This window comes from Sphingopyxis sp. LC81, from assembly GCF_000756375.1.
Classification (GTDB): domain Bacteria; phylum Pseudomonadota; class Alphaproteobacteria; order Sphingomonadales; family Sphingomonadaceae; genus Sphingopyxis.
Genome location: NZ_JNFD01000007.1, coordinates 1 through 15,349, shown reverse-complemented (window position 1 = coordinate 15,349; position 15,349 = coordinate 1). Strand labels below are relative to the sequence as shown.

At 62.9% G+C, this 15,349-nt stretch carries 19 protein-coding genes; 11 read left to right on the top strand and 8 right to left on the bottom strand.

Annotated elements, in window-relative coordinates; all coding sequences use genetic code 11:
• Positions 1–2 precede the first annotated feature (2 nt).
• The 3 genes from FG91_RS04135 to FG91_RS04125 all read right to left on the bottom strand — a co-directional run bounded on the left by FG91_RS04135 (position 3) and on the right by FG91_RS04125 (position 2,162).
• The gene (locus tag FG91_RS04135; protein WP_037512400.1) at positions 3–911 is read right to left on the bottom strand and encodes a DUF4238 domain-containing protein; all 909 of its coding nucleotides are present in this window, start codon (positions 909–911) and stop codon (positions 3–5) included.
• Between the two features lie 82 nt (positions 912–993).
• Positions 994–1,560 carry a hypothetical protein gene (locus tag FG91_RS04130; protein WP_037512398.1) on the bottom strand — a complete coding sequence of 189 codons (567 nt, stop codon included), beginning with the start codon at positions 1,558–1,560 and terminating at the stop codon, positions 994–996.
• Positions 1,557–2,162 carry a hypothetical protein gene (locus tag FG91_RS04125; RefSeq protein WP_052187295.1) on the bottom strand — a complete coding sequence of 202 codons (606 nt, stop codon included), beginning with the start codon at positions 2,160–2,162 and terminating at the stop codon, positions 1,557–1,559. The genes FG91_RS04130 and FG91_RS04125 overlap by 4 nt, the downstream gene beginning before the upstream one ends.
• Before the next feature lie 225 nt (positions 2,163–2,387).
• On the opposite strand from FG91_RS04125, the gene FG91_RS04120 reads away from it, so the two are divergent.
• The 4 genes from FG91_RS04120 to FG91_RS04105 are packed head-to-tail and all read left to right on the top strand — an operon-like array spanning position 2,388 to position 4,129.
• On the top strand, positions 2,388–2,579 hold the full coding sequence (locus tag FG91_RS04120) for a DUF6771 family protein (protein WP_037512396.1): 192 nt from the start codon (positions 2,388–2,390) through the stop codon (positions 2,577–2,579).
• Position 2,580: 1 nt separating this feature from the next.
• Positions 2,581–2,910 (top strand): hypothetical protein, encoded by a 330-nt coding sequence (locus FG91_RS04115; RefSeq protein WP_037512386.1) that lies wholly within the window; start codon positions 2,581–2,583, stop codon positions 2,908–2,910.
• Between the two features lie 10 nt (positions 2,911–2,920).
• Complete coding sequence (locus tag FG91_RS20830) at positions 2,921–3,436, top strand: hypothetical protein (RefSeq protein ID WP_052187294.1); 516 nt, start codon at positions 2,921–2,923, stop codon at positions 3,434–3,436.
• 18 nt (positions 3,437–3,454) lie between these two features.
• Positions 3,455–4,129, top strand: coding sequence for an SOS response-associated peptidase (locus tag FG91_RS04105; protein ID WP_037512384.1), 675 nt, complete (start codon positions 3,455–3,457; stop codon positions 4,127–4,129).
• Positions 4,130–4,446: 317 nt separating this feature from the next.
• Here the strand turns inward: FG91_RS04105 and FG91_RS04100 are convergent, their stop codons facing one another.
• Positions 4,447–4,893 (bottom strand): MerR family transcriptional regulator, encoded by a 447-nt coding sequence (locus FG91_RS04100; protein ID WP_037512383.1) that lies wholly within the window; start codon positions 4,891–4,893, stop codon positions 4,447–4,449.
• Positions 4,894–4,967: 74 nt separating this feature from the next.
• Between FG91_RS04100 and FG91_RS04095 the strand changes: the two genes are divergently transcribed.
• The 6 genes from FG91_RS04095 (at position 4,968) to FG91_RS22170 (ending at position 8,204) form a co-directional block, all read left to right on the top strand.
• A complete protein-coding gene (locus tag FG91_RS04095) occupies positions 4,968–5,339 on the top strand; it encodes a mercuric transporter MerT family protein (RefSeq protein WP_037512382.1) in 372 nt (123 codons plus the stop codon).
• A 14-nt stretch (positions 5,340–5,353) separates the two neighbouring features.
• On the top strand, positions 5,354–5,635 hold the full coding sequence (merP, locus tag FG91_RS04090; RefSeq protein WP_037512747.1) for a mercury resistance system periplasmic binding protein MerP: 282 nt from the start codon (positions 5,354–5,356) through the stop codon (positions 5,633–5,635).
• 10 nt (positions 5,636–5,645) lie between these two features.
• Entirely contained in the window at positions 5,646–7,085 is a 1,440-nt protein-coding gene (gene merA / locus FG91_RS04085) for a mercury(II) reductase (RefSeq protein WP_037512381.1), read from the top strand.
• Between the two features lie 33 nt (positions 7,086–7,118).
• Complete coding sequence (locus FG91_RS22235; protein ID WP_200878401.1) at positions 7,119–7,535, top strand: hypothetical protein; 417 nt, start codon at positions 7,119–7,121, stop codon at positions 7,533–7,535.
• Positions 7,536–7,732: 197 nt separating this feature from the next.
• Positions 7,733–7,963 (top strand): EexN family lipoprotein, encoded by a 231-nt coding sequence (locus FG91_RS04075; RefSeq protein WP_235211935.1) that lies wholly within the window; start codon positions 7,733–7,735, stop codon positions 7,961–7,963.
• A 73-nt stretch (positions 7,964–8,036) separates the two neighbouring features.
• The gene (locus FG91_RS22170; RefSeq protein ID WP_162835109.1) at positions 8,037–8,204 is read left to right on the top strand and encodes a hypothetical protein; all 168 of its coding nucleotides are present in this window, start codon (positions 8,037–8,039) and stop codon (positions 8,202–8,204) included.
• Between the two features lie 10 nt (positions 8,205–8,214).
• On the opposite strand, the gene FG91_RS04065 is transcribed toward FG91_RS22170, so the two are convergent.
• Positions 8,215–9,141: a nucleotidyltransferase and HEPN domain-containing protein gene (locus FG91_RS04065; protein ID WP_037512368.1), complete on the bottom strand. Its 927-nt coding sequence runs from the start codon at positions 9,139–9,141 to the stop codon at positions 8,215–8,217.
• A 63-nt stretch (positions 9,142–9,204) separates the two neighbouring features.
• Complete coding sequence (locus tag FG91_RS04060) at positions 9,205–10,146, bottom strand: DUF2493 domain-containing protein (protein ID WP_052187293.1); 942 nt, start codon at positions 10,144–10,146, stop codon at positions 9,205–9,207.
• Positions 10,147–10,782: 636 nt separating this feature from the next.
• Here FG91_RS04060 and FG91_RS04055 point away from each other — a divergent pair.
• Positions 10,783–12,342 carry a Fic family protein gene (locus tag FG91_RS04055; RefSeq protein ID WP_037512365.1) on the top strand — a complete coding sequence of 520 codons (1,560 nt, stop codon included), beginning with the start codon at positions 10,783–10,785 and terminating at the stop codon, positions 12,340–12,342.
• A gap of 33 nt (positions 12,343–12,375) precedes the next feature.
• Here FG91_RS04055 and FG91_RS04050 read toward each other — a convergent pair whose 3' ends face one another.
• Positions 12,376–13,413, bottom strand: a complete 1,038-nt coding sequence (locus FG91_RS04050) for a DUF7146 domain-containing protein (RefSeq protein WP_037512362.1) — start codon at positions 13,411–13,413, stop codon at positions 12,376–12,378.
• A gap of 11 nt (positions 13,414–13,424) precedes the next feature.
• A partial coding sequence (locus FG91_RS04045; protein WP_443027729.1) for a strawberry notch C-terminal domain-containing protein occupies positions 13,425–15,349 on the bottom strand: 1,925 nt, incomplete at its 5' end.

Genomic DNA, 15,349 nt, shown 5'->3' with positions numbered 1-15,349 from the left:
GGTCATGGATCGAGCGGTGACTTCCAGGTGACATGCCCGCTTTCGCCGGCGTCGAGCGTCTCGCGGAGGAAGCGGCGATCGACGAAGTTTCGATGCTGGCCATGATGGGCGATGACGACATGATGTGATTGTCGGATACAGGCATCATTGATCGCCGTTTCGATCGCATTTGGCCGCTGACTGCGAAATGCCTTGATGACCTCGCGGCGGTTTGCTGCAATGAACAAGCTGTTCGGTCCGATCGCGAGCAGGACAAAGCCATTCGGCGTCCCGACCCCATTGCTCATCATGATCGGTTGATCGCCGGTCAGGAAACCAAAGCGCGGGGAATCGAACGCGATGACGTCCCATATCATCCCGCTCAGCGCCTCCCCTATTCGCGGATTGTCGATCAGCCGCATGAGCAGCCGCACCTTGAGCTCGGGGGCGATCGGTCCGCTCGCGGCAAGCCATTCCTCGAATTGGAGCGGGTCCTCGGGTCCTCTTAGAGCATTGTATTTCGAGGCGAGGTCGGGATTGAGGCTGCCTGCCTCATAATTTTCGAGCTTGGCACTCAGAAACTTCACGCGCGCGGGCGACCGGTGAAGCAGCGACATCAAAAAACGCGACCAGGCGTCGCGAAGTCGCGGATCGGCGGGTTTGCGGCACTCGGTTTCCAACCAGACGAGCGCATCCGCCGCGCCATCGTCGACCTGCTGCATGAACAGCATTTCGAGCGCCTGACGTGTCGCCGGGTCGGCCGCAACCTCATTTGCATAAAGATCGACAATATATCCGGTCTCGGCAGGATGGCGATGTTTGACGACCAGCGCTTCGCGCGGACGTCGAAATTCGAATACGAGGCCGGCGGCGTCCCCCCAGCGCGCCATGAAGAATTTGGGCAGATAATGATGTTTGCGCGGGACGGACATCGCAGCCTCTTGCAACGACGGGCGCGGCAACTCCAGAGCGCATCACGGCCCTTCGATGATGCGCATCGCTGCGGTAGCCAGGCTAAGCGCGAAACCCGTCCGCCACATCAGCCGACATATCATCGTCGGTCTCGTCAAATCTCATTGCCTTGGCAATGAACCGTGGAATCAAGAACTGACGCCACTCCGCGGGTTCAAGCGCATATGCGGGAAGGGGCAGAGGCGCTCCCTCCATTCCCGCGGCGGATGCCGCCATCGCATAGGCGAAGAATCGGTGGGAGCCATCGAGAATCTGGTCTTCGCCAGGACCGGCGGCGTCGATACCGATAATGATCGGTTCCATTTGCTGTTTGGTTGTATGGTTCGCAAGCCGATCTTCATCGATTGCGCCGTTCGATCGCATCCGGTTGACACGTTCCCAGCAGAGGGTCGAGACAACGAGCTGCCCATGGGCTTCAGCCCATTTTTTCATCGAATAGACATCGAAATAGAGATGCCGTTCGGGTGTTTCGCCCTCCAGCCGAAACACTTCGGTCGCCGCCTTGCCGCCTTCGCGGAGATTGCGTTTCATCCGCTTCGTCACCGGGTGATCGAGAACACGTCGGCCAAGTTGCTTTTTGCGCTGCCGCCGTTCGTTGCGCGTGCTCATGATGTCAACCGCGCAGCGTCGTCGTCCGACAGGACGATCGGCGAATAGGACGAGCGCTTCTTTTCTCCGAGTTGCCACAACAGGTCGATGGCCTGGAGATAGGCCACCGTTTCGCTATCGTCCCCGGCGATGATTTCAGCGGGCTCGGTGAGCTGACGGCGATTGGCAGGATCGCGCTCGAATCTGCCAATTTCGACGTTCCACACATCGTTCTCGACGACCGTATCCGCCAAATGCTCGACAAGTTCGAACCAATCCGCGCGTTCCTTGGTCGGATCGACGCCTGCCCAGAGCAGCAGCGTCAGCATGCCCTTGCGTTCGCCAATGAATACGACGGGCCAGAGCAGTCCCGCCATGTGCAGTTGCTCGGCGATTTCGACGACGCGCGTATCGTGATCCTCGTCCCAGATCACCGCGAAGTCATGAATACGTCCGCTGTCGCGAAAATCGCCATCGATATCGCGCCATTGGATGCTTCGGAACACCGAATGATGTGTACCGCGGCCAATATGGCCCACTGGCCCGGCCTGATCGTGCAGGCACGCGAAGAATTGCGAATAAAAGGGTGGTGTCGTCATGTCTTGCTCCCGTTCGAGGATCATCGCAGCTCCCGCCGCCGCACACCGGCTTTCGGCCGATGTGCAGGCTGGATCGTACAGGATAATTGCGGCGCGGCAAGCGGCTCCATTTGCCCGACGTCAATTTCGCTACGAGCGTTTGGAGTGTGGTCCAGGTGATGTCGCTGCAGTCGGTCGGGGCCTTTCCCCGGTGGCGACGGCATCGTCGAAGGCTTGCTCATTTGTTCTTTTTATGTTCTCGTTCGCGTCATGACGAGAATCGACCCCGACCGAGTCGCACGCGCGCTCCTCGATGCACCCGGATGGGCACGTGTCGGCCTTACCGCGCCGACCGAAACAATACGCGAGGCGGCAGCGCAGGAACTGGCACTCACGATCGCGCGCATCGACGGAGAGGCATCGACCATCGCCGATCCGAACCAGCTGGTGTTGGCGCTGTGACGTGCAGCATACGAAATCCGGCATTCCGCGTGCCACGCACATCTTCGAGGCGGCCATCTGGCATTATGCGGTGCAGCCGGTCTGCCGCTGCGGACATCGCGCCAAATTCGATGCGGGACTGCTCTGGTATCGATTCCATCGGAAGGGCTGGGACGACAATCTTCGTAAAGCGTGCCGGCATTTCTGGTGCCGGCAATGCGCGTGGAAGGCGGGCTATCGCGTCGAGCCGCTCCGCCTCGAGGTGGTCCCGTGGGACAAGGATGCGATCCGCCTCAAGGAGCTGGTCGACGAACGCGAATGGAAGCGCGCGATCCGCCGCTACCGGAGCTAGGAGCTAGACGATGGAAAGGGATTTCGACGACTCGCTGCAGGGCCTCGGCAAGGGCGGTCACCGGATCATGATCTGGGACGGCGACGAGGAACGCCAGATCGAGGCACATTGGGGCCTGAAGTCACGCGACCCCGAGATCGGGCAGATCCCGCTCCTCAAGTCCGAGACCGCCCGGATCGAACAGCCGTGCCTGATCCTTGCCAACGAGTTCGGCATCAAGCGCGACGGCAAGACGCTCTATGCGGCGAGCCTCATCACCGATGTGCCCTTCTTCTGCATTGCCGGCGTCTGGCAGCGCGGCACGCGCGACTATCCGGACGCCTTCGCCGCGCTCACTGTCCCGGCCTATCCCGATCTTGCTCCGCACAAGGACCGCCATGTCGCCGTCGTCCACCCGGACGACTGGGTCGACTGGCTGCTGCAGGAGCGTCCGCCGCTAGACATATTGCGCCCCTTCCCCGAAGGAAGCTTCAATATCATGCCGCCGATCCAGCACAGTCTCGAAGGGCTGCTCGGCGCCGCCTGAGAAGCGAAAGGGCCGAGGATGTGCAACCAGATCACCCTCAAAGCCTCGGTCGACGAGGTCGCATCCTATTTCAAGGCGCGGCGCCCCAAGCCGACCAATGCGAGCCCGGGCGACGTCTGGAAGGGCGGCACGGGCTTTGTGGTCCGCGAGGCCGCCGGCGCACGGCAGATCGACGCGATGACCTGGGGCTTCCCGCGGCACTCGACGAACAAGAAGACGGGCGCACCCAACAAACCGACCCACGTCAACAACGCGCGCGACGACAAGTTGATGTCGCCCTATGGCATGTGGCGCGAATGGTTCGTCCGGCCCAAGCATCGGTGCCTGATTCCGATCAGCGCCTTCGCCGAAGCCGTCGGCCCCGAGGGGCAGATGACGCGAACCTGGATCAGTATCGCCGACCAGCCCCTCGCCGCCTGCGCCGGATTCTGGCGCCCCACGGACGAATGGGGCGACAGCTATACGATGGTCATGGTCGATGCCGTACCCGAGATGATCGAGATACACGATCGTATGCCGGTCATCCTCAGCCCGGAAGATCATGAAGCCTGGCTCCACGCCCCAGCGGAGGAAGCCCTGAAACTGGTCCGCCAATATCCGGCGGAACGCCTGCTGATAAATCACACTGCCGAGCCTTGGCATGCCGGCCGCGCCAAGAAGGAACCGGCCCCGACAAGCGCGACGTTGTTATGACGGCGCGGCGCACAATATCAGGACACCGCAAGCCGCTGGCAACTCTCGGTATCGTCTCAGCTGCATCCGGTCTTCGTTCACGCGCAGGATATCAGCGGCCCCGGCCGGACCGTCGCGACCTGCCGGGTCGGCCAAACGGACCTCTTGATTGACTGTGCGTCGACAATGGCACCGTTTTCAGCCGCCTGCTTACAGACCAAGAATGGAAGGAAGCCTAGATTGAGATTTGCTCAAGCGCCGTGCCTGCATGGCCGACCGGAGGTAGCGCGGCCCGACGGCGGCTAACCACCGGAGATCGGCACATTCCCGTACGGCCCTCACTTGCCCGCAGACGGATCGAACGAACCGAATAATGTCTCCAGCAACGGACACTCCGGCGTCTGGCCGTCCGCGCATCGCACAACGGTTTCGGCAAGCACTGCCTCCATGGCCTGAAGATCCGCGATCTTGGTGCGGACGTCCTCGAGATGGACTACGGCGACCTCGCGCGCTTCGGCGCACGGACGGTCGCGATCCTCGGCCAGCTGTAGCAGCGCGCGGATCTCGTCCAACGTGAAGCCCAGTTCCCGCGCACGCCGCACAAAGCCGAGGCGCATGAAATGGCCATGACCATAGAGCCGGTGACCGCCGTCGCTGCGCGCCGGCGCCGGCAGCAGGCCGACTTTCTCATAGTAGCGGATGGTCTCGATATTGCACCCGGTACGCCGCGACAGCACCCCGATTGGAAGCCGGGGCGCCGTGTCCCCGAGATTTTTCCGATCCATGCTGAAATACCTCTTGTATCTGTAGCCACTACAGATCCTATCTAGGGTCAACTAGGTGATTCGGAGAACAGAAAATGACTCAGCCGAAAATGGCTTCCAGGCGCTCCGCGTGGTTTGCGATCGCCGGAGGAAGTCTCGGCGCGCTTGGTGCAGCCTCGTGTTGTATCGTCCCGCTGGTGCTCTTCATGCTGGGTGTCAGCGGCGCTTGGATCGGCAACCTGACCGCGCTCGCCCCCTATCAGCCCATCTTCCTGGCGGTGGCCATCGCCTTTCTGGCCGCCGGGTTCTGGAAGATATATCGTCGGCCGCAGGCAGTCTGCGCGGCGGACGAATGCGGCACGCCTGCCTCCAACCGCCTGGCAAAAACGGCGTTGTGGCTTGCAACGGCGCTGGTCGGCCTCGCCGTCCTCTTCCCCTATCTCGCCCCCCTATTCCTCGAAGTTTGAACAAGGAGACCATCATGAAGAAGCTTGCCCTGTTCGCAACCGTGGCTGTGATGTTCGCATCCGGTCCCGCCTTTGCAGCAATCCGGACCGTCACGCTGGCCGTCGAGAATATGACGTGCGTGACTTGCGGCCCCGTCGTCAAAAAGAGCCTGTCGCGCGTTCCCGGCGTGACCGCCGTCGAAGTGTCAGCCGAAGCGCACACCGCGACGGTTACCTATGATGATGCCAAAACGAGCACAAAAGCGCTGGTCGCGGCGACCACCAACGCTGGCTACCCTTCAAAAGTCCGCAAGTGAAAGGCGGATCATGAGCGATTGCTGTAATCCGGTCGGCCGCCCACAAGACAAGAAGTATGACCTTGTCGTCGTCGGCGGCGGATCGGCGGGATTCTCGGCGGCGATCACCGCGGCAGAGCAAGGAGCCGAAGTCGCCGTTATCGGTGCCGGCACCATCGGTGGAACCTGCGTCAATGTCGGCTGCGTTCCATCCAAGGCGCTAATCCGCGTGGTCGAGAGCATCCACCACGCCAATGCCGCACCGATGCGATTCCAGGGTGTCGAGGCCCGCGCGCGAATGGCTGATTGGGGCCAGGTGATCGCCGAAAAGGCCACGCTCGTGTCGAACCTTCGCCAGGCGAAATATGCGGACCTTTTGCCCCTCTATGATAACGTCGCCTATCATGAGGGCAGGGCCCGGATCGTCGAAAATGGCGTCGAGGCTGATGGAAAGCGGTTCACGGCCGACAAGATCCTGATTGCGACGGGTACGCGCCCGGCATTGCCGGCCATCCCGGGCCTTCCGGATGTCGATGCACTCGACAGCACTGCCGCGCTCGACCTTACCGAGTTGCCGCAATCGATGATCGTTCTCGGCGGCGGCTATGTCGGTGTCGAACTTGCTCAGATGTTCTCCCGCGCCGGCGTCAATGTGACGCTCGTTTTCCGCAGCCGCCTTCTCCCCGCTGCGGAGCCAGAGATCGGCGCCGCACTGACCGACTATCTTTCGAGCGAAGGCATCTCCATCGTGGGCAATCTCGCCTATCAGTCAGTCCGCAAAACGGCGGAAGGAGGCGCTGCGCTGACCATTCTGCGCAACGGTGTCGCCGAAACGATCGTCGCTGAGCGCCTGCTCCTGGCGACCGGGCGCGCGCCGAATGTGGAGGACCTCGGTCTCATCGAGGCTGGGGTGAAACAGGCACCCAGTGGTACAATCATTGTCGATGACCATATGCGAACCTCGGCGCACGGAGTCTATGCCGCCGGCGACGTGACAGGCCGAGACCAATTCGTCTACATGGCGGCCTATGGCGCAAAAATCGCGGCCAAGAACGCCTTGAACGGCGATAGTCTGAGGTACGACAATTCGGTCATGCCAGCCGTTGTATTCAGCGATCCGCAGGTCGCCAGTGTCGGCCTTACCGAAGCGCAGGCTATCGCGGCAGGATATGCGACGCGAACGTCGATCCTTCCGCTCGAGAACGTCCCGCGCGCATTGGCAGCCCGCGACACGCGTGGCCTGATCAAGCTGGTTGCAGATGACCGGACCCGCAAACTGCTTGGCGCACATATCCTCGCGCCGGAAGGGGCGGACAGCATCCAGACCGCCGCCATGGCGCTCCGCTGCGGTCTTACGATCGACGATCTGGCGGAGACGATTTTCCCCTATCTGACCACCGTCGAAGGTCTGAAGCTGGCGGCGCAGACATTCGACCGGGACGTAAAACGGCTATCGTGCTGTGCGGGTTAGGATCGCTCGGCCGCATCCCCGCGGTGAGATGGCATGAGCAGCCCGCACGGTTCCGGTCCCGCCTGCGGCGCCAGAGACTGGTCGGGAAGCTCGCGCACGATGGTTATGTTCTGGGGCATTCCGGGCGCGGCCATGCTGGCCGCCATGTGGCTGGAACCCACTACCCGCGCAGTCATCTGGACCCTCATGCTGGTCTCCATGGGCGCCGCTTGCATCTTGAACGCTCAACGCTGCGGCCGGACTCATTGCCGTTTCACCGGACCTTTCCTGATTGCGATGGCGGGACTGGTCGTTGGCTACGCAATCGGCCTGCTGCCGATGGGACCTTATGGCTGGCATATTCTGGGCGGGGTCGCGCTGGTCGGCTTTGCTGGCCTGTGGTGGGGCAGCGAACGAGCCTGGGGCAGGTTCTCGCGTTCCCAAAATATTGACGTTTCCCGCGACGGTTAGGTCCCGTGCGAGATGGGACGCGCCCGACCACGGCTATGGGCGCCTTTGCAAAGGGCTGGTTGGGCCACGCATCGCGGGCTCAGAATGGCCGGGATTGGGCATAAAGCTCCCAAGGAAATAGCTTCATATCTGGGTCCAGTTCTCCTTTCCGCAGTTCCGGCGAAGGCTATGCTCGTCGGCCGGCCATCAGGTGGAGAATGAAATTGCGATATATCAGTGTCATGCTGCTCGGGCTCGGCCTTGCCGCCTGCGGGCAGAGCGAGCCGCGCAGCAGTCAATATTTCGAGGCGCATATCGAGGAAGCGCGAACGGTCGTCGCCGAGTGCAAGGACGGCTCGACGCGCGGCGAAGAATGCACGAACGCCGACATCGCGGTGCAGGTGGTCGAGGCCAAGGAACGCTTCAAGCGCTTCAGAAGCCGGGATTAGCAGAAGAAGCCGCTTGTCGATCGCCAGTGTCGTTGGCGGTTGCGAGCCGGCGCCGCTGCGATATAGCGCGAGCATGACCGATGAACTGACCAGCATCGTCCTTCGCGCGATCGAACGGGCTCCGCAATGGATACGCCGCGACCTCGATTCCAAAGATCATGTTGTCCGCATCCAGGCGGAAGAGTCGCTGGCGGCGATGATCGCCGAGGTGCTGCGAAAAGCCGAAGGCGCGGCGGACTAGCCCGCGGCCATCACGCTTGGCGGCACTCCGCCTCAAGCTTGGCGATACGTTCCGAACAGATCGCATGCACCGCACGCCCGAGTTCCTCGACACAGCCGCCGAGCCACAGAAGTTCCTCCTCGGTGATGCGGTAATGCTTCGAGTAGCGCGCCTTCACATAGGCTTCCTTCAGCTTCTCGAAGCGCGCGCGCTCGGCGCGCGTCTCGCGCGGCCAGGCACTAACCAGCCGCATATCGATGCGCTCGGCCTGGGTGCGAAGAAAACCGAGGTTGTGAACGTAGGGCGTGTAGAAGGTGCAGACCAATAGGACGCAGTGATAAAGCGTTTCGGTCGTCTGATGTAGAAGGAACGCAGCTTCTTTGTGGAACGATTGATCCACCGCATCTCGCGATAGTTTTGCTTTCCGCATTGCGGCCGGAAACCACTCATCGAAATATTCCTGCGCCATCGCCAGCGCCTGCTCGGGCGTCTTCGGCTTGGGCTTGTGCAATTCCTTCTCGTCATATTGGTAGAGCGCGATGCCGTCCTTCGCGACATCCATGAAAAAATAGCGGCCGTGCGCCAGCCCGTCGTTCACCTCCTGCAAGGTGTGGACGATGAAGTTCACCGGCGTGTGCAGCGTCTTGTCGATCGCGAGCTCGCGGATGAGCCGATCTTCGAGCTTCAGCCAGAAATCGACGCGTTCGGTCAGGCGCTTGTCGTTGACGATGATGAGGAGGTCGAAATCCGAGCGATAGCCCTTGGCGGTATGCGGCTCGTCGACCCAGCCGCCGCGCGCATAGCTGCCGTAGAGGATGAGCTTGTCGATGCGGCCCTTTTTCTTCCAGCCCATCGTAGCGAGCGCGATCGCATCCTCGAATTCTTCGAAGATGATCTGTTTCACACGCTCGAGCTCGCGCTGCTTGTTCGGCGGTAGATGATCGAGATCGTTTCGCATGACTATTCTCACCCTGTAAGTCCGCTCGCCGGATGGCAAGCAGTGTTGCATTCAAATCCGCACTCAACTTGCGGGCGGCACGCGAAAATCCCAGACGGGAATGCCGAACGCCCGCGCCTTGTCGACAAGATTGTCCTGGATGCCGGTGCCCGAGAAGACGACCAGCCCGGCGGGCATCGCGTCGATCATCCGGTCGTTGCGCTTGAAGGGCGCGGCCTTCTTGTGACGGTTCCAGTCGGGCCGGAATGCGACCTGCGGCACGCGGCGGGTGTCGGCCCAGCAGGCGGCGGCGCGTTCGGCGCCGGTCGGTGTCGCGCCGTGCATCAGCACCATATCGGGGTGGCGGGCGTGGATGCGGTCGAGTGCCGCCCAGACATGCTGATGATCGTTGCAGGCCGGGCCGCCGCTGAACGCCACGCGGGTTCCCTCGGGGATCAGCGCTGCGGCTTTCTCGCGCAGCCTTTTGTCGAGAAAATCGCGGCTGTCGATCATCGAGGCGGTCATCGCCTTGTGCTGCGCGCGCGATCCGGTGCGCGGCATCCAGGCCTTGCGGGCATGGAGACGGAATTGTTCAGCGGCGCATTCGCGGAAAAATTCCATGGTGTCGCGGCGCTCGATCATCGTGATGCCCTCGGCGATGGCGCGCTCGAGTTCGACCGAACGGATTTCGCTGCCGTCCTGCTCACGCTGCTGTTCGCGCTGCGCCTGCTCGTTGCGATCGAGGTCGCGTTCGATGCGCTCACCGGCGCGGTGGAAGATATTGACGATGTTCCAGAGCAGATCTTCGAGATCGGGCTCGATGCGCGTGTCGATCAGACAGCCCGCCATGGCGTCGAAGATATCGGCGACGGCGCCACCGGCAAGCCGGTCGTCGGGAAGCGGCCGTGCATCGGGCTCGTCGTCATAGGGGCGATGACCGTAAAGCTGCATTTCCTGGAGAAGATAGGCGCTGGAGCCGGGCTCGTGCGGTTCGCCGCGTTCGGGAAAGTCGGACAGGTCGGTCATGTCATTTCTCGCATCCAGGGGCCGCGCCTCTCGCGGCCTTCGCGGCGACGCCTTTGCGGCGGCGGGTGCGGGTCCGCACCGCGCGGGCAGAGCCCGGGCGGCCGAAGCGCCAGCGGAGGATGGCGGGCGCAGGCTATTTTGCTTCGCGATGCAAAGGGGCGCAGCCCCGGCGGAAAATAGCCGCACGCCAAGCCATTGCGAGGCCCGCGCCCGCTGCCGCAGTCGCCCTCCAGCGAAGGCCGGAGGTGCGGTTGCCCGGGAAAGGGGTGCGATCGCCCTGTTTTTCAGCTGAACAAAGGCGAGCCGCTTGTCCCCGGCGCGGCGTTGATCGGGAAATTTGGGGCCGGTGCTGCGCTATTCGAAGGCTCGGCTCGGGGCAGGCTCGGCCGGATATTCGGCGAGGCTATGAGATGTGGTCGAAGATGCCCGGCAGCGACCCGCGTGGCTGCAGCTATGAATTAACTCTTGGGATCAATCATATAGCACAATAGCCTAAAGGTCATCGAACATGATAACCTAAATATGGATCATCGGAAAAACCTAAAATTAGACTTGCAAAATAACCTAATAATCGCACATCATGATAACCTAAAAGCCATCCAGCAGAATAACCTGAAACCTAGCCCCGGAGGCACCATGGCCACCCCGCAAGAAAAGCTCGCCGATGCGCTCGAAACGCTGCACCAGTTGCAGGAGAAGGGTAGAATCGCCATCCGCAGCGAGGATCTCGATCGCCCCCAACGCGAACTGCTCCTCAAGCACGGTTTTCTGCGCAGCGTGATGAAAGGCTGGTACATCGCCAGCCCGCCCGAAAGCGCGCAGGGCGAGAGCGGCATCTGGTACACCGCCTATTGGAGCTTCTGCGCCCAATATCTCGCCGACCGCTTCGGCGACGACTGGTCGCTCACCCCCGAGCTGTCGCTTGCGCTCCAGACCGGCAACCGCACCGTGCCGCATCAACTGCTCGTTCGCGCCGCGAAGGCCGGAAACAAGCCAACCGGCCTGCTGCTCGGCACCTCGCTCTTCGATACGCGCGCCGCCCTTCCCGAGGCGAGCGACCTCGTCGTGCAGGACGGGCTTCGGCTCTTCTCGATCCCCGCCGCGCTGATCGCGGCGAGCCCGGGCTATTTCGACGCGAACAGGATCGACGCGCGCGCAGCGCTCGGGACGATCCGCGATGCGTCGGAACTGCTCGAGCGGCTGCTCCAGAAGGGGCAGAGCGTCGTTGCCGGCCGGCTCGCCGGCGCCTTTCGCAACATCGGGCGCGGGCGGATCGCCGACGACATTCTCAAGACCATGGACCGCGCCGGCTATCAGGTCCGCGAAGTCGATCCCTTCACGGAAAAGCTCGCCAACGCAATGCCGCTTCGCGAACGATCCCCTTATGCCGGGCGCATCCGCCTGATGTGGGAGGCGATGCGAGGCCCGATCATCGAGCGCTTTCCCAAAGCGCCCGGGCTCCCCGCCGATGTCGAGGCCTATCTTCAGCGCGTTCAGGATGTCTATGTGACCGACGCCTATCATTCGCTGTCGATCGAGGGGTATCGCGTGAGCGCCGACCTGATCGAGCGGGTGCGCACCGGCGTCTGGAATCCCGATCTCGATGCCGCCGACCGCGAACTCAAGAACGGTCTCGCGGCACGCGGCTATTGGCTCGCCTATCAGGCGGTTCTGGCAAGCGTCCGCAAGGTCGTCGGCGGCGCCAATCCCGGCGAGGTCGCCGACGCCGACCATGGCGACTGGTATGGCGAGATGTTCAGTCCCAATGTCGAGCTCGGTTTCGTCGAAGCGAAGGATCTCGCAGGCTATCGCAGCGGGCAGGTCTATCTGAGCGGGGCGCTCCATGTGCCGCTCAGCCCCGACGCGGTGCGCGACGCGATGCCCATCTTTTTCGAACTGCTCAGCGAGGAAACCGAAGCCCCGGTCCGCGTCGTCCTCGGCCATTTCATCTTCGTCTATATCCATCCCTATATGGACGGAAATGGACGAACCGGCCGCTTCCTCATGAACCTGATGCTCGCCGCCGGCGGCTATCCGTGGACGGTCATCCCGGTCGAACGGCGCAAGGATTATATGGCCGCGCTGGAAGCAGCGAGCAGCGAACAGAATATCGCGCCCTTCGCCGACTTTCTGGCCGGCCTTGTCGAAAGCACCCTGAAAGGCGAAGCGACCGCCCGGTTGCCCAGCGCGGGCTGATCGCGCCCTCCCATTCGCCGACTGTGCGCCTGCTTACCGCCCGAGAAGGCGCATCGCATCGACGGGCTGCATCTGGTTCCGGACCCAGGCGGCCATATCCTTTCGGCCCATGCGGACGAGGTCGCTGTTGAGATCGTCGAACCGCGGATCGAGGGGTCGGACCTCGATGCCAAGCGAGATCGACCGCCCGGCGATCGTCTCGAACGCCGCAAGGCCGGCCGCGTCCCTGTCGCGCGCGACATAGAGGCGGCGAAGCGGTCCGGGAAATTCGAGCGCCGCGAGATGCGCGGCCGACAGGCCGGCGACGAGGGGAAGCGCGGGGGCGATTTCGCGCAGGGACAGCATCGTCTCGAGTCCCTCGCCGAAGGCCATGACCTCGCCGGCAAGTCCGAAGCGGACACCATGACCCAGGAGTTGCCCCATCGCGCGCCGCGGATAGGCCACGGGCGCTTTGGTCGACCGCGCAGGATCTAGCCATGTGCGATGGACGCCCATGAGCGAGCCGCCCAAATCGGTCACCGCGGCGATCATCGCGGGCCAGGCCGGTTTGACCGAGACGGCATCTTCGTCGGACCGGCGATAATAGCAATGCGGATGAAACCGGAGCGCAGGCAGATCGCCGCCGCGCCGGAGCGAACGGCTCGCAAGATAGTGCAGCACGGGCGTTCCGGCGACGGATCTCGATGCCGCCCAAAGCCGCGCTGCCGCCTCCCGGCTTCCCGGACTTGCCCGGCGTGGCCGCGCCCTCCGGGGCGCCGCCTCCGGAGCCGGCAGACTCAGAAAGCGCCGCGCCTCGGCGAGCGTCTCGCCCAGGCCTGCGTGCGCGCAGTTTGCGGCAATGATGTCGAGAAGATCGCCATGATCGCCGCTCGCCGCATCGGTCCATTTGCCGGCCCGCGCATTCCCGTCGCCACCGTCGAGGCGGACGTAAAGGCTCCGCCCGGGCGCATTGTGCATATCTCCGACCATCCAATAATGGCCTTCGCGGCGACCGTTCGAGAGATAGTGACGGCACACCGCTTCGGCATTCCGGGCAAGACGACGCGCGATTTCGCGGGCTGGGCTTTCCATGCGGGGCTCCTTCAGGCGGCCTTGCGGTCGTTGACCCGTTCAATCGGAAACCGATCGACGAGCCGCGCGAACACATCGGCACCAGCAGCCCCTGCCGGCACGTAGAGCTTCAATTTCCACGAGACGATCTCCGAAATCAAGCCAAATGCCTTCAATCGCTCGACACCGAGATCGTTGAAGCCGGTGAGTTCGATCCGCCAGTCATTCATCGCCCGGACCCGCGCGAGACGCTGACCTTCGGCGAGATGCAACACAGCATCTCCCGCAAGCAGCATCGCCCATGCGTCCCCGGCCGAGAGCTTCGAGGGCCCATCATCGACAATCCGCGCCGCCCATGCCGGTGATACACGGCGCCCGATCAGGCGCTCGCCGGCATCGGTCTGCAGACGGTAGACCCGCGTCGACTCGTTCGGCAGGCTCCGCCAGATGGGCAGCAACAGCCCGGCGACCATATGGAGCGTCCCGGTCTCATATTCGGGAAGCTCACGGAGCTCGGCGTTCCAGGCGATCGCGAAGGCATCGGGCTCGACGTCCTTCCAATGGCTCGTCCCGAGTTGATCGGCGAGGATCGCCGTCGTCTCCATTGGACGCACAAGCCGGAAGCGGCGATGGACCGCTCCCTGCTCGTCGACGAGGCTGCGCGCCCGCATCCTCACCGCTGCGCGGCCGGAGCGGGCGTTGACCAACAGCGCCGCTCCGTCCTTCCCGCGAAGGTCGAGCGCCTTGTCGAGCGTTACCGGCGCCTGGCGATTCTTGCGCTCGATCGTGAGCAATTGCGTCTCGGCGCCCGTTCCCGGATGCGTGTAGATCGTTCGGCGATCGGTGACGAGAAAGCTCTCGGCGCGCAGCGTCTCAAGGCCGACCTCATAGGTGCCCGCGGCGACCGCGGCCTCGATCCGCGCGACAAGAAGTCCTTCGAAGGCCTCGAACAATATGTCCTGGAGATCGATGGTAAGCGCCAGCATGCGGTTGAGGAAAGTGGTGATCGGCGGCAGCTCGTCACGAATCCCGCCTTCTGCATCGAGCAATGACAGGCCCGTCGCGCTTTCAAAGGCGAGCAGCGAGCAGCCTTCCACCTTGCCCCGGACGATCAACATGTAGAGCTGTCGGAGCGCATCACGCGCATAGAAGGATTCGAGATTGTCGTGCGCGCGGAACATGTTCTGCCCGCCGGTCTGGCGCTGACCGCGCGTGATCGCGCCCATCGTATCGAGCCGGCGCGCGATCGTCGAAATGAAACGCTTCTGCGCCTTCACATCGGTCGTCACCGGACGGAACATCGGTGGCTGTTTCTGGTTCGTGCGGTTCGTTCGCCCGAAACCCTGGATCGCGGCATCCGCCTTCCATCCGGCCTCGAGCAGATAGTGGATGCGGCGGCGCTGGTTCTTCGCGCCGAGGTCGGCATGATAGGACCGCCCGGTGCCGCCGGCTTCCGAAAAGACGAGAATGCGCTTTTCATCATCCATGAAGGCGTGGGTTTCGCCGATGTTGGCGCTGCCGGACCGGTTCTCGACCGAGAAGCGGACCTCGCCATCTTCGCCCGTCCGCCGAACGATACGCCGCGAACGACCGGTCACCTCGGCGACCTCATCCGCCCCGAAATGTTGCACGATCTGGTCGAGCGCGCCCGGCACCGGCGGCAACGAAGCGAGCTTCTCGATCATCGCGTCACGGCGGCGGCAGGCCTCGCGGCTGACGATCATATTGCCATCGTCATCATAGGCAGGCCGGGAATAGAGATTTCCATCGCCGTCGCTGCAAAGCTCGAAGAGCTGCACCGGAAAGCTCGATGCCAGATAGTCGAGCACATATTCTTTGCAGTCGCAGTTTATGTCGAGCGTGGCGGCGCGAGGCGCAGGTTTCCTTCGGTTTTCCATGATTTCACTCCAGATAATTACGGTTCCCTCGACCTGAACAAGTCGAAGGAACCACCATG